The sequence below is a fragment of the Brevibacterium sp. H602 genome (genome assembly GCF_051172395.1).
Taxonomy (GTDB): Bacteria; Actinomycetota; Actinomycetes; order Actinomycetales; family Brevibacteriaceae; genus Brevibacterium.
Window position 1 is genome coordinate 1 of record NZ_JBPIZD010000006.1, and the last position, 13,997, is coordinate 13,997.

A 13,997-nucleotide genomic window follows, 5' to 3' on the forward strand; every position below is an offset into this window, starting at 1 on the left:
CGATCGTGACCGCGCAGCCGCCTCGGCGAACCGGGGGTTTCCCAACCCCCTGAGACGGGCTCGAAAACCCGGTCTCACCTCGTGCGTTTCCGCCCCGTGAGGGGCTATGGTGGTGCCATGGCTCGGTTCAGCTTCCTCGAGTGGCCGGTACTCCGGCAGCTGCGCACGTCGGATAAGACGGGACGCGGCGAATCCGTCGTGTCCCAGCAGACTCGGGACACCACCCCGCGCACGGTCACGGCCGACAAGGTCGTCCAATCCGTGTGCCCCTACTGCGCCGTCGGCTGCGGACAGAAGATCTTCGTCAAGGACGACAAGGTCGTGCAGATCGAAGGCGACCCGGACTCACCGATCTCACGCGGTCGCCTGTGCCCGAAGGGCGCAGCCAGCGAACAGCTCGTCAACGCTCCCGGCCGTGTCACCGACGTCCTCTACCGGGCCCCGAAGGCCAAGGACTGGACGAAGATCGACCTGTCGACCGCGATCGACATGATCGCCGACCGATTCATCGAAGCCCGCCGCAACCACTGGGAGGACTTCGACGACAAAGGCCACCCGCTGCGGCGGACGATGGGCATCGCCAGCCTCGGCGGGGCGACCATCGACAACGAGGAGAACTACCTCGCGAAGAAGCTCTACACCGCGGCCGGGGCGATACAGATCGAGAACCAGGCGCGTATTTGACACTCCGCCACCGTTCCCAGTTTGGGAACTTCGTTCGGGCGCGGCGGCGCCACACAACCCGTCCAGGATATGGCGAATGCGGACTGCATCATCATCCAGGGTTCCAATATGGCCGAGTGCCACCCCGTGGGCTTCCAATGGGTGAGCGAGGCCAAGGCCCGGGGTGCCCGCATCATCCACGTCGATCCTCGTTTCACGCGCACCACCGCGATCGCCGATAAGCATGTGCCCATCCGGGCCGGCTCCGACATCGTGCTGCTCGGTGCGCTCATCAACCGCGTCCTGACCGAGGGGCGCTACTTCGACGAGTACGTGCGCGCCTACACCAACGCGGCGAACCTCATCAGCGACGACTATGTCGACACCGAGGATCTCGACGGACTGTTCTCCGGGTTCGACCCGGACACGAACTCGTACGAGAACTCGACGTGGTCGTACCAGACGGATGAGCACGGTGCGCCGCTCAAGGACCCGAGCCTGAAGGACCCGAAATCGGTCTTCCAGATCCTGCGGCACCACTACTCGCGCTACACGCCGGAGATGGTCGAAGAGAACTGCGGAATCAAACCCGCAGACTTCGACTACCTCTACGAATCGGTGACCGAGAACTCGGGTCGGGAACGCACCACGTGCTTCGCCTATGCGGTCGGCTGGACCCAGCACAGCCTCGGTGCGCAATTCATCCGCACCGCCTCGATCCTCCAGCTCCTGCTGGGCAACATGGGTCGACCGGGCGGCGGAATCATGGCGCTGCGCGGGCACGCGACGATCCAGGGCTCGACCGATATCCCGACCCTGTTCAATCTGTTGCCCGGCTACCTGCCGATGCCCAGCGCCGGGGTCCACGACGCCTTCGACGATTACGTCGCAGCCGTGGGCACCCCGGAGACCCATAAGGGCTACTGGGCCAACGGCCGTGCCTACGCCACCAGCCTGCTCAAGGCCTGGTGGGGCGATGCGGCGACGAAGGACAACGACTTCGCCTTCGACTATCTGCCGCGCATCAACGGCGCCCACGGCACCTATCAGACCGCGGTGCGGATGCTCAACGACGGCGTCGACGGGTACTTCCTGCTTGGGCAGAACCCGGCCGTGGGATCGGCCAATGGGCGCATGCAGCGGATGGCCATGAGCCACCTGAAGTGGATGGTCGTCCGCGACTTCAGCCTCATCGAATCCGCCACCTGGTGGAAGGACGGCCCCGAGATCGAGACCGGGGAGCTGAAGACCGAGGACATCGACACCGAGATGTTCTTCCTGCCCGCCGCCAACCACACGGAGAAGGCCGGCACGTTCACGCAGACCCAGCGTCTCGTGCAGTGGCGTCACAAGGCTGTCAACCCGCCGGGAGACGCACAGAGCGAGCTCGACTTCTTCTTTGAGCTCGGCCAAGCCGTGCGCGAGAAGCTGAAAGACTCCGACGACTCCCGCGATCGTCCGCTGCTCGACATGACCTGGGACTACCCGGTCGACGAGGAGGGCGAAGTCGACGCCGAAGCGGTCGTCAAGGAGATCAACGGCTACTTCATCGGCGGCGACCGCGACGGCGAGCCCCTGGACAACTTCAACCAGATGACCGACGACGGGACCACCGCCGGCGGCTGCTGGATCTACGCCGGCGTCTACGCGGGAGGCCAGAACATGGCCGCCCGCCGCAAACCGCGGGATGAGCAGGACGAGACCGCCGCCGAATGGGCGTGGGCCTGGCCGGCGAACCGTCGGATCCTGTACAACCGTGCCTCGGCCGCACCCGACGGAACTCCCTGGTCGGAGCGGAAGAAGTTCGTGTGGTGGGACGAGGAAGCCGGGAAGTGGACGGGCAAGGACGTGCCCGACTTCCCGATCGACCGTGCACCCGCCGCCCGATCGGATATCGCCTACGGCGGTCCCGCGAACCTTGACGGCGATGATCCCTTCGTCATGCAGGCCGACGGCAAGGGGTGGCTGTTCGCACCCAGCGGCATGATCGACGGACCGATTCCCACTCACTACGAACCACAGGAATCGACGGTCGCGAACCCGCTGTACTCCCAGCAGAACAGCCCGACTCGGATGGTCATGCGCCGTGAGGACAACCTGTCCGCCCCCGGTGCCGGGGTGCCGGGATCCGAGGTCTTCCCCTATGTGTTCACGACCTACCGACTCACCGAGCACCACACCGCCGGAGGCATGTCCCGGTGGCTGCCGTACCTGTCGGAGCTGCAGCCGGAGATGTTCTGCGAGATCTCACCTGAACTCGCCGCCGAGGTTGGGCTCGAACCCTACGGTTGGGCCACCCTGGTTTCCCCGCGGGCGGCGATCGAGGCCCGCGTCCTCGTGACGAAGCGGATGACCCCGCTGACGATCGGCGGGAAGACCGTCCACCAGATCGGTCTGCCCTATCACTGGGGCGTGGGCGGTCAGGGTGCCGTCGTCGAAGGCGATTCCGCCAACGACCTGCTCGGTGTGACGATGGACCCCAACGTCTACATCCAGAACAGCAAGTACGTGGCCGGAACGATCATGCCCGGTCGCCGTCCCCGCGGACCCGAACTCGTCGACTTTGTCGAGAAGTACCAACGCGAGGCGGGACTCAGCCCCGAATCCGGCAACCAGCAGGTCACCGTTCCCGCCGAGGATGTCGAGGCCTCCCATCACGCCGGACAGGGTCGCAGCGCCGGTGGGCACGCTCACCGAGGCGGCGATTCGGCCGTCGGCGTCACCCCGAGCAGGACCCTGGACGGGGGAGCACAGGGACGCTCCGATCGGGGCGGAACGACCGCCTCGGCGACGGTCGACAGTGCCGATGACCGCAGCGGTAGGATCACCATCGAACCCACCGAGGCGGACGAACCCACCGAATCCGCCGAGACGGCGGTGTCGAACCGCGCCGACGACGGGGACCCCAGCGACGGCGACCCCGACCACGGCAGGCATGCCGACGGCAGTGCGATCGCCGAAACCGAGGTGGCCGAAGCGGAAGCCCGCGCCCGCGCGGCTCGGGATCGGCAGGAGAACGAGGAGGAGGACGACTGATGTCGACACCGACGATCGACGACGGCACGTTGGCGGACGGACACTGGCACGATTCCGCGCACAGCCGCAAGGGATTCTTCACCGACACCTCGATCTGCATCGGCTGCAAGGCCTGCGAAGTCGCGTGCAAGGAGTGGAACCGCAACCCGCAGGACGGCACCTTCGAACTGCTCGGTTCCTCATATGACAACACGGGCAGCCTCGGTGCGAACACGTGGCGGCACGTCGCGTTCATCGAACAGGATTCCGAACGCATCGAGAAGGCGCGGGAATCCGGGCGCAAGCTCGTCAATCTCGGGATGCCCACGATCCGACCGCGCACCGATGAGTCTGCCGCGGCGCAGCCGTTGGACGGGGCCCTGGGTGCGGCGGCCGAGGGCCGGACCTCCGCCGGTCTGCCGACGACGCCTGAGCTCAACGTCGATCTGCTGGCACCGGGTGCCCTGGAGCCGACCGATCTGTCGAACGTCGACACGACACCCCCGGACACCGCGGACTTCCGCTGGCTGATGTCCTCCGACGTATGCAAACACTGCACGCACGCCGGCTGCCTCGACGTGTGCCCGACCGGCGCGCTCTTCCGCACCGAATTCGACACCGTCGTCGTCCAGAACGATGTCTGCAACGGCTGCGGAACCTGCGTGGCCGGCTGCCCCTTCGGCGTCATCGAACGCCGCGACGACGGCACGATCAATACCCCCACTGACCGGGATGATCGCAAGGCTGCGGACATGGATGTGCCGAACGCGGGCACCGCGAACAAGTGCACCCTCTGCTACGACCGCCTCGTCGAGGGTCAGGAACCGGCCTGCGCGCAGACCTGCCCGACTCAGTCGATCAAGTTCGGCGACCGTGAGGACATGGTCGACCAGGCGCACGACCGCGTGGCCGAACTCCACGCGAAGGGACTGACCGAGGCTCGCCTCTACGGGGCGAACCCGAACGACGGGGTCGGCGGCACCGGATCCGTGTTCCTCCTCCTCGACGAACCCGAGGTCTACGGCCTGCCGCCGGACCCGCGGGTCGCGACGAAGGATCTGCCGAAGATGTACGCCAACGCCGGGATCGCGGCGCTGGGCATGGTCGCCGCGGCCGGACTCGCGTTCCTCGGGAGCCGCCGTTCATGAGCACATCAGAATACGATTCCTACCGCCCACCCGAGCCGGAAGGCGGACGCAGAAAACGTCGCCGAGGCGGCCGCGGAGGACCCAGTGGACCTGACGGTTCCGGTGGCCGTCGGGGTGGTCGCGTCAGTAACGGTCGCGGCGGCGGTTGGAAGAACCGCGGTGCCGACGGCAACCGTGAGATGCCCATGGTCGAGGACGTCGAGTTCACGTCCTACTACGGTCGACCGATCGTCAAGGCTCCGCCGTGGGGCGATGAGATCGGGGCGTACCTGTTCCTCGGCGGTCTGGCAGGCGGTTCGTCTCTGTTGGGCTTCGGTGCGCAGCTGACCGATCGGCCCGGCATGCGCATCGCCTCCCGGATGACCGCGATCGCCGCGACCGGCGTCGGCGGTGCCGCTCTCGTGGCCGACCTCGGCCGGCCCGAACGGTTCCTCAACATGATGCGCGTCGTCAAAGTGTCGTCGCCGATGAGCTTGGGCACGTGGATCCTCTCGGGCTTCGGCGTCGGATCGGGTGTGATCTTCGCGATCGAACTCGACCGAATCACGGGTGAGAAGCTGCTGCCCCTGGGCCCGCTGCGCAAGGTGCTCCATGGCATGGAGACTCCTGCCGCAATCGAGTCCGCGTTCTTTGCCACACCGCTGGCTGCCTATACCGCCGTGCTTCTGGGGGCGACGGCCGTTCCGACCTGGAACGCCGCCGGTCGCAACGGTCTGCCGTACGTGTTCGTGTCCTCGGCTTCGATGGCCGCCGGAGGTGTCGCGATGGCATTGGCACCGGTGGCCGAGACCGGACCTGCCCGACTGCTCGCGCTCGCCGGGACCGCCGGAGAGGCTTATGCGATGTCGGCGATGAGGAAGCGCATGCACCCGGCCGAGGTCGATCCGATGGACGACGGCGAACCGGGACACAAGCTCCACCGGGCCGAGAAGCTGCTCATCGTCGGAGCAGTCGGTGCCGCCGCCGTCGAGGTGGGGGCACGTGTGTTCGCGAAGAAGCTGGGTGGCGGCTGGAAGACTCGGGCTGTGTTGCGGGGGCTGTCCGTCGTCTCCGGTGCGGCACTCGCTGCCGCCTCGGCGTACACGCGTTTCGGTGTGTTGGAAGCCGGCATCGAATCGACGAAGGACCCGCGTCACGTGGTCGAACCGCAGCGCGCTCGCCTCGAAGAGCGTCGGGCTCGCGGCATCACCGACGACTCCATCACCACCGGGCGGTAGGCGCGCGGGCGATACATCACCGCTCGAGTCGCTGGGTGCCTCTCATCGTGAGCACCTCTCACCGTTCGTGTTGCTGGGCACCGGCAGCGCCAACACCCACTCACGAGTGGCTCTTCCTACAGTTCCTGCGGCACCCCTCGCCTTTAGTGCCAAAACACCTCGGTGCAACGGGGTGGTGTGCGAGCACCGATGAAGGATGCTCGAAAGCGTCGCGAAATCTCCCTCGGCGAACGCCGATCGACGTCAAAAACAGCCTCACCCGGCACCTTATTCAGCAAAGCATCTTGTAAAATAGTCCTCTTTCGGTAGCGTGAGAGGCCTATGAAGAAGTTGCTCAGCGAGCGCAAGAGTCTGAGAAGTGCTGTGCTCGTAGCATTGCTCTTCCCACTGGTCTACTTCGGCATGCATCTGCTTGGCTGGGGCAACGAGTCATTCAACTGGTGGCAGACACTGCTAGCCGGTCTCTTCACCGGCGCCTTCTTGTGGTTCTTCACGTCCAGCTTCCGGAAGTTCCGCGACGAGGATGTCACTCCGCGCTGATAGTGCCCCTCACCGCACGTTTACGCCCGAGCCGGCGACGATCTCGCCGATGATCGGGTGACCAGGCAGTTCGCCGACGACGAGCAGCCCGCCCGAGGTCTGCGCATCGGCCAGAAGCAGCAGGTCGTCCTCGCTCACGCCGTCATCCGCGGTCAGATGAGGCCGCACCCAATCGAGGTTTCGCCTGGTTCCGCCGGACACATACCCGTCAGCGATCGACTCATCGACACCGCCGAGGCGGGGCACTGCAGCCGCATCGATGACGGCTCCGACTCCTGAGGCACGGGCCATCTTGAACAGGTGCCCGAGCAGACCGAAACCGGTGACATCCGTGGCCGCTCGTACGCCTGCAGCCACGGCCGCCCGTGACGCTTCGGCATTGAGCGCGGTCATCGTGGCGATCGCCTCGTCGAAGGTCTCACCAGTGACTTTGTGCCGATTGTTGAGGATCCCCACGCCGATCGGTTTGGTCAATGTCAGGGGGAGCCCCGCCTCGGCGGAATCATTGCGCATGAGCTCATTCGGATGTGCCACCCCGGTCACGGCCATCCCGTACTTCGGTTCGGGGTCGTCGATCGAATGGCCGCCGGCGACGGGGCAGTTCGCCTGCGCCGCAATGTCGAGCCCGCCGCGCAGGACCTCAGTGAGCAGCTCCATCGGCAACTTCTCCCGCGGCCACCCGACGAGGTTGATCGCCGTGACCGGGGTCCCGCCCATCGCGTAGATGTCCGAGAGCGCATTGGCCGCCGCGATCCGTCCCCAGTCGTAGGCATCATCGACGACAGGGGTGAAGAAATCCGCGGTCGAGAGCACCGCGAGGTCATCGCGGACTCGCACCGCCGAGGCATCATCGCCGTCATCGAGGCCGACGAGGACATCCGGGCCGGGCTGGCCGACCAGGCCGCGCACCGCGTCCTCGAGCTCGCCGGGGGGAATCTTGCAGGCGCATCCTCCACCGTGGGCGAACGAGGTCAGACGGTCCTGAATCGCAGTCATACCCGGAGACTAACACCGCAGGTCAAGAGGCGCGACGGATGCTCCACCGCTGGAGCCGAATACACCGTCCGGTCCGAAGACAAGATCGGCGAAGCGGTCTCCGATCAATCGGTGCGCTTCGGTGACCGGGTGGAGCCCATCGGGCAACGGCAGCCGGGTCTCATCTTCGGCGCCGAACAGGTCGAGTCCACTGAGGAAATGGAGGTTCGGATCATCGCTGCGGGCCTCGACCACCTCGGCGAGGGCCTCCCTGACGCTTTGCAGAGTCAGTCGACCGAGGTCGGTGTCCCCCTTCTTGCCTGTGGCGATGAACCTCATCTCGCCATCGGTGATGCTCTCCGGGTCGACCCCTCCCGGCCCGGGAGTGTCCTCATGGATGAGGCAGTGAGTCGGCGAGACGACGAGCAACGGCGTTTCGGGGTGCCCGTCGCGGATGGTGTCGAGGAATCCGTGCACGGCCGGGACGAAGATGCGCCGCCTCATCCCGTCGAGGTTGACGACGTTGATTCCCAGCTTCACGCTGATGAGATCGGCGGGAGTTTCCTGCATCAGACGCGCCATAAACGGATCGACCATCGCGCTGCCGCCGAATCCGAGGTTGTGCAGATTCACTCCCGCCCTGCGAGCAGCAACGACTGGCCAGATCCCGGTGGGATGAGCCGCATTGGAGCCCTGGCTGATCGAACTTCCGTAATGCAGCCAGACCGGCTCGGTCGCGCGATCGGACTTGGTGAAGGGCCGCACCTCGGCGTCGGTGTGGAGGGCGATCAGGTCGACCTGCTCATTATGCGGCAACCAGATCTGGACCTTCTTCTCACCATTCGGCAAGTCGTCGGCCACGACGATGTCGGCTTCACCGCTGACAAGCGTGCGTGAGCCGGTGGCCATGTCGAGTTCGATGGCGTCACCGCCGTCCAACACCATCGAGGACTGGAATGTGCCGTCGACGACGACATCGACGGCACCACGAGCCCGTTCCATGCCTCGGTAGGCGACGCGGGTGGAATGGAGCTCCAGACCGATTCGGGTGGACTCGGTGAGGAATTCGAGGCGGACGCCTGAGGGATGAGACTCCATGAGGGTGAGCTGCGCGTCGGCGTCGCGAGTCCGTACATGCGGTGGTAGTCGGTGGGGTCTCAACCCGCGATCTGTGGGTTCGGAATAGGGGGTTCCGCGGACGAAATCCTCGGTGATCGGCATCGTGAACATCGACTCCAGAGTAGTACGATCCGTTTCCGGCGCGATAGTGATGGCTGCGAAGTCGCACATCATCGGGTGATCCCGGAGTGGGAATGTCACCGTTCGTCGCGCGATAGGATTCCTTATGGAGGCGTCCGTGTCCTGGTGGGCGCCCTGGTCTTCAAAACCAGTGAGACCGAGTATCTCGGTCTGGCGGGTTCGATTCCCGTCCGCCTCCGCCAACCGTTTCGCGGTTCCGCCGACCAAGCGGCGCCGCCGTGACCCCGCACAGAGGAGGAGGTCAGATGGTCGAGTCCGACCCGCGTCGATCCATTCCGCGCACGGATGATCTCCTTGCCCTTCCCGAGGTCATCGCAGCAGGTGAGCGCCTCAATCAAGCGACCATCAAGGCCATCATCTCCGAGGTGCAGAACGCCGCCCGGGCCGGTGAGATCCCCGTCGCCGAGGTGGCCCCCGCCATCACCTCCAAGCTCGGTTCCCGTTCGGCCTCCTCCCTGACCCCGGTGCTCAACGCCACCGGCATCCTCGTCCACACGAACCTCGGCCGGGCACCGCTCTCACCTGCGGCAACCCAGGCGATTACCGAGGCGGCCGGATATGTCGACGTCGAAATGGACCTCGGCAACGGCAAACGCAGCAAGCGGGGCACCGGAGCGAAGGCCTCCCTGCTGCAGGCCAGCCCGGCCGCCGAGGATGCTCTCGTGGTCAACAACGGTGCGGCCGCCCTGCTGCTGGCCGTCACTGCGATTGGCGGTCGCGGGGCAGGTTCCGTCGAGATCATCATCAGCCGCGGCGAACTCATCGAAATCGGTGCCGGGTTCCGCCTCACCGACCTTATGACGACGACCGGCGCCAGTCTGCGCGAGGTCGGCACGACGAACCGCACCCACGTGGCCGACTATGCCGAGGCCATCAGCGACGACACGTCCTGCCTGCTCAAGGTGCACACGAGCAACTTCCGCGTCGAAGGATTCACCTCATCCGTAGAGGTGGCCGACCTGCGCGGACTCGCCGACGAGCACAACCTGCCGCTCATCGTCGACCTCGGCTCCGGACTCTTCACCCCCGACCCGGCATTGCCCGACGAACCCGACATCGACACCGCCCTGCGCGCCGGCGCCGACCTCGTCATCGTCTCCGGCGACAAGCTCTTGGGCGGACCGCAGGCCGGCCTCATCCTCGGCCGCACCGAAGCAGTGCAGACACTGGCCAAACACCCTCTGGCCAGAGCGCTGCGCACGGACAAACTGACCCTCGCCGCCCTCGAAGCCACGATCACGCACACGGCGAACCCGATCCACGACGCCCTCCACATCGACGCAGATCACCTGCGGAAACGCACTGAAACCCTCGCCGCGACGGTCGGTGCCACGATCGTCGACCACGACGGACGAGTCGGCGGCGGGGGAGCCCCCGGAGTGCCCCTGTCCGGCTGGGCGGTCGAACTGCCCGAAGCCTTCACCGAGCCGCTGCGCCGCGGCGATCCTGCGATCGTCGCCCGAGTCCACCAGGGACGATGCCTCATCGACCTGCGCTGCGTACCCGAAAGCGAAGACAACCGCATCGCTGCCGCCATCAAGCGAGTCCGTGCTGACAATGCGTGACACTTTCGTCATCGCCACCGCCGGACACGTCGACCACGGGAAGTCGACCCTGGTGAACGCCCTGACCGGGATGGAACCCGACCGATGGGCCGAAGAGAAGAAGCGCGGACTGACCATCGACCTCGGTTTCGCCTGGACCACCCTGCCCTCGGGCCGCGAGATCGCCTTCGTCGACGTGCCCGGGCACGAGAAGTTTCTCGCGAACATGCTCGCCGGGCTCGGCCCCGCCCCCATCGCCTGCTTCGTCATCGCCGCAGACAAGGGCTGGCAAGCCCAATCGACTGACCATCGCGACGCGATCAATGCGCTCGGCATCACCCACGGCCTCGTCGTCATCACCCGGGCCGACCTCGCCCCTGACTCCGTCGAGACCACAAAGGCCCAGGTCAGAGCGCAGCTGCGTGGAACACCACTCGAAGCAGCGCCGATCGTCACTGTCTCGGCCACGACCGGGGAGGGCCTGCCCGAACTCATCAGCGTCCTCGACGAGGTCACGGCTACGGCCGAGCCTCCGACCACCTCGGGGAGGGTGCGTTTGTGGGTCGACCGGGCCTTCACTATCAGGGGAGCCGGCACCGTCGTCACCGGGACCCTCACGGCAGGCACCCTCACCACGGGCAACAGTGTCGAGCTGCGCGGAGAGACCATCGACCGGACCGTGGGCGTACGGGGTCTGCAGTCCCGTAATTCCACCACTACCGAGGTGGTCCCGCAGGCCCGCGTGGCCGTCAACCTCCGCGACGTCCCCGCCGACGACCTCCACCGCGGCGACGCACTGCTCACGAGCGGGGCCTGGCCGATCGTCGACACGATCGACGTGCGCCGCACCATGGGCGAGGCTCTCGACTCCGGCATCCACGAACTCATGGCCCATATCGGCACCGCCGCCGTACCCGCACGATTGCGAGCCTTCGATGCCGACCACGCCCGGCTCACCCTCGACCGACCGCTTCCGCTGCAGGTCAGCGACCGGATTGTGCTCCGTGCCCCGGGCAGCCGCAACGTCTTCGCAGGCCTCCTCGTGCTCGACGTCGACCCGCCCGAACTGTCTCGGAGAGGTGACGGCGCCCGCCGCGCTCGGGAGCTCGCCGACCGTCCTGTGAAAGGCGATATCCTCGCCGAGGTGGCCCGCCGCGGAGCCGTCGAACGCACCGTCCTCACCCGGTTCGGTCTGCAGGTGCCCGATGACGAGGGCCTGCCCGCCGACATCGAGGATGTGGGTGAGTGGCTCGTCCACTCGCCGACGCTGACCTCCTGGGTCGAGGCGTCGAAATCCCTGGTCAACCGTGAACTCGCCGCCACGTCGATGGCCGCAGGAGTGCCCGTCAAAGCCGTCGCCGAGGCACTTCAGCGAACTCCCGACTCTAGTCGCAGGCGCGGCAGCGAAACGAAAAGTGACACCTCGGCGAAGGCGAAAATCCAGCCGGCTCTGCCTCTGCCTGAAGGCTCCGGCGGCGCGATTCGCGCACTGCTCGACCAGGTCATCTCTCGCGCAGGGCTCGAGGCCGTTGACGGAATGGTTCGCCCGCCCGGGCATACCGCGGGACTCGGTGCCGCCGAAGCCGGTATCGCTGAGATCGAGCGCCGACTCGCAGCCGACCCGTTCGCCGCTCCGGAAGCCGATGATCTGCGAGAACTCGGCCTCGGAGCGCGGGAGCTCGCGGTCGCTGAGAAGGCGGGACGGATCCTGCGCCTCGGCGACGGAATCATCGTGGCTCCGCGCACCCCCGCGCAGGCGATGCGGATCCTCGCCGGTCTCGCCCAGCCCTTCACCACAAGCCAGGCGAGGCAGGCGCTGGGGACGACCCGACGCGTCGTCATCCCCCTGCTCGAACACCTCGACGGCCGGGGCTGGACGCGCCGACTCGACACCACACACCGCGAAGTCGTGCGCTGAGGACCCTCGTGGCACTATCGGACGGGCGGCCATGACGACGAACCGATCGCCGGGTCGGTGGGCGGCCGCCTCGGCGAAACTCCGTGACCTGTATTACGATCAAGTCGGAATGATCGTTCGCGCCGATTCGGGCGCTTCCGTCGATGGTATGGGTGATAACTGACTGCGGTGATGGGGCCGCAGCGACGCCATTTATCGCCTCATGATCCCCATATCCGGGCGCGCTGCCCTGGTCGTAGCACTGACCGCCCACCAGAAATTCTCACCATTGACCGTCTCCGGTCGCGCAGATGCGATTCCGACCCGAGACTGCGAAGGAGCAACCATGTCGAACTATCGTGTTCAGAATCCCGCCACCGGCGAGGTCGTCGAGACCTTCCCCGAGGCAACGAATGCCGAGATCGAGTCCACCGTGACTGCCGCCCACTCCACGTACCTGACGTGGAAGGAGACCGACATTCAGGAACGGGCGTCGGTTGTGCGCAGGGCTGCGGAGATCTTCCATGAACGCAAGGACGAACTCGCCAGGACGATCTCGGTGGAGATGGGCAAGTCGTATGCCGAGTCCGTCGATGAGGTCGAGTTCGCCGCCGACATCATCGACTACTACGGCGTCCACGGACCCAGTCTGGCCACGGATTATCAGATCCCGTCGACCATCCCCGGCACTGCCCGGATCGAAGCGCTGCCGATCGGTGCCCTGTTGGGTGTGATGCCGTGGAACTTCCCCTATTATCAGGTCGCTCGGTTCGCTGCCCCGAATCTTGTGCTGGGCAACACGATCATGCTCAAACACGCTGACATCTGTGGGCGGTCGGCGCGGCTGATCGAGGAGATCTTCCGCGCCGCCGGCGTACCCGAGGGTGGGTACTCACACCTTTTCGCCAACCATGATCAGATCGCGTCGATGATTGCCGACCCCCGGGTTCAGGGAGTCTCCCTGACCGGGTCGGAGCGGGCCGGAGCGATCATCGGCGCTCAGGCGGGGCAGAACCTGAAGAAAGCCGTGTTGGAGCTCGGTGGGATCGACCCGATGGTCGTCCTCGACGCCTCGGATGTTGCCGCTGTGGCTCGTGAAGCGTGGGAGTTCCGGACGTATAATGCCGGACAGGTGTGCAATTCGAATAAGCGGCTGATCGTCATGGACGACATCTATGACGAGTTCGTTGCTGAGCTCGTGAAGTTGGGCACCGGGTTGAAACCAGGAGATCCGATGAGCCTGGGTGAGGGCGAGTATGTGCCGTTGTCGAGCCGTTCTGCCGCCGAGACCGTTGACGCACAGGTGACCAAGGCCGTGGCTGAGGGTGCCCGGGTGCTCGTCGGTGGTGAGCTGGGTGAGGGTCCGGCTGCTTATTATGCGCCGACCGTGCTCGTCGATGTGCCCAGGGACTCGCAGTCGTATGGCGAAGAGATCTTCGGGCCTGTGGCCACCGTGTACAGGGTCTCCAGCGATGAGGAGGCCCTCGAGCTTGCGAATGATTGTGCCCTTGGTTTGGGTGGGTCGGTGTTCTCGACAGATGAGGCGCGTGCTGATCGTGTGGCTGCTCGTCTTGAGGTGGGGATGACGCATGTGAACACGATTGCGGCGGAGGCTGCTGAGTTGCCGTTCGGTGGGGTGAAGCGGTCTGGTTTCGGTCGTGAGATGGGTCCGATCGGGATGGGCGAGTTCGTGAACAAGCGCCTCCACTTTATCGCGAAGTAGAGTTCGCGCTGCCGG

8 protein-coding genes, 1 tRNA gene and 1 pseudogene are annotated in these 13,997 nt (G+C 65.9%); 8 read left to right on the forward strand and 2 right to left on the reverse strand.

Annotated elements, in window-relative coordinates; all coding sequences use genetic code 11:
* Positions 1-117: 117 nt before the first annotated feature.
* The 4 genes and pseudogenes from fdnG to ACSBQT_RS05890 form a co-directional block, all read left to right on the forward strand.
* A pseudogene (gene fdnG, locus ACSBQT_RS05875) lies at positions 118-3,303 on the forward strand (formate dehydrogenase-N subunit alpha); the annotation flags it as partial.
* A gap of 395 nt (positions 3,304-3,698) precedes the next feature.
* Positions 3,699-4,826: a 4Fe-4S dicluster domain-containing protein gene (locus ACSBQT_RS05880; RefSeq protein ID WP_410709287.1), complete on the forward strand. Its 1,128-nt coding sequence runs from the start codon at positions 3,699-3,701 to the stop codon at positions 4,824-4,826.
* Positions 4,823-6,043, forward strand: coding sequence for an NrfD/PsrC family molybdoenzyme membrane anchor subunit (gene nrfD / locus ACSBQT_RS05885; protein ID WP_410709286.1), 1,221 nt, complete (start codon positions 4,823-4,825; stop codon positions 6,041-6,043). Before ACSBQT_RS05880 ends, nrfD begins: the two co-directional genes overlap by 4 nt.
* A gap of 321 nt (positions 6,044-6,364) precedes the next feature.
* Entirely contained in the window at positions 6,365-6,583 is a 219-nt protein-coding gene (locus ACSBQT_RS05890) for a hypothetical protein (protein WP_410709285.1), read from the forward strand.
* 9 nt (positions 6,584-6,592) lie between these two features.
* Here the strand turns inward: ACSBQT_RS05890 and selD are convergent, their stop codons facing one another.
* Both selD and ACSBQT_RS05900 read right to left on the reverse strand, forming a co-directional pair.
* A complete protein-coding gene (gene selD / locus ACSBQT_RS05895; protein ID WP_410709284.1) occupies positions 6,593-7,579 on the reverse strand; it encodes a selenide, water dikinase SelD in 987 nt (328 codons plus the stop codon).
* 9 nt (positions 7,580-7,588) lie between these two features.
* Positions 7,589-8,788: an SGNH/GDSL hydrolase family protein gene (locus tag ACSBQT_RS05900; RefSeq protein ID WP_410709283.1), complete on the reverse strand. Its 1,200-nt coding sequence runs from the start codon at positions 8,786-8,788 to the stop codon at positions 7,589-7,591.
* A 117-nt stretch (positions 8,789-8,905) separates the two neighbouring features.
* On the opposite strand from ACSBQT_RS05900, the gene ACSBQT_RS05905 reads away from it, so the two are divergent.
* From ACSBQT_RS05905 to ACSBQT_RS05920, 4 genes are all read left to right on the forward strand, one after another.
* A tRNA-Sec gene (locus tag ACSBQT_RS05905) sits at positions 8,906-9,000 on the forward strand.
* Between the two features lie 63 nt (positions 9,001-9,063).
* Positions 9,064-10,383, forward strand: a complete 1,320-nt coding sequence (gene selA / locus ACSBQT_RS05910) for an L-seryl-tRNA(Sec) selenium transferase (RefSeq protein WP_410709282.1) — start codon at positions 9,064-9,066, stop codon at positions 10,381-10,383.
* Positions 10,376-12,280 (forward strand): selenocysteine-specific translation elongation factor, encoded by a 1,905-nt coding sequence (gene selB / locus ACSBQT_RS05915; RefSeq protein WP_410709281.1) that lies wholly within the window; start codon positions 10,376-10,378, stop codon positions 12,278-12,280. The genes selA and selB overlap by 8 nt, the downstream gene beginning before the upstream one ends.
* A gap of 325 nt (positions 12,281-12,605) precedes the next feature.
* Positions 12,606-13,982 (forward strand): NAD-dependent succinate-semialdehyde dehydrogenase, encoded by a 1,377-nt coding sequence (locus ACSBQT_RS05920; protein WP_410709280.1) that lies wholly within the window; start codon positions 12,606-12,608, stop codon positions 13,980-13,982.
* The last annotated feature ends 15 nt before the right edge of the window (positions 13,983-13,997 follow it).

Coding starts and splice junctions, on each gene's coding strand:
- ACSBQT_RS05890 (WP_410709285.1), top strand. CDS start 6,365: ATGAAGAAGTTGCTCAGCGAGCGCAAGAGTCTGAGAAGTGCTGTGCTC.
- ACSBQT_RS05900 (WP_410709283.1), bottom strand. CDS start 8,788: ATGTTCACGATGCCGATCACCGAGGATTTCGTCCGCGGAACCCCCTAT.
- selB (WP_410709281.1), top strand. CDS start 10,376: ATGCGTGACACTTTCGTCATCGCCACCGCCGGACACGTCGACCACGGG.
- selA (WP_410709282.1), top strand. CDS start 9,064: ATGGTCGAGTCCGACCCGCGTCGATCCATTCCGCGCACGGATGATCTC.
- ACSBQT_RS05880 (WP_410709287.1), top strand. CDS start 3,699: ATGTCGACACCGACGATCGACGACGGCACGTTGGCGGACGGACACTGG.
- selD (WP_410709284.1), bottom strand. CDS start 7,579: ATGACTGCGATTCAGGACCGTCTGACCTCGTTCGCCCACGGTGGAGGA.
- ACSBQT_RS05920 (WP_410709280.1), top strand. CDS start 12,606: ATGTCGAACTATCGTGTTCAGAATCCCGCCACCGGCGAGGTCGTCGAG.
- nrfD (WP_410709286.1), top strand. CDS start 4,823: ATGAGCACATCAGAATACGATTCCTACCGCCCACCCGAGCCGGAAGGC.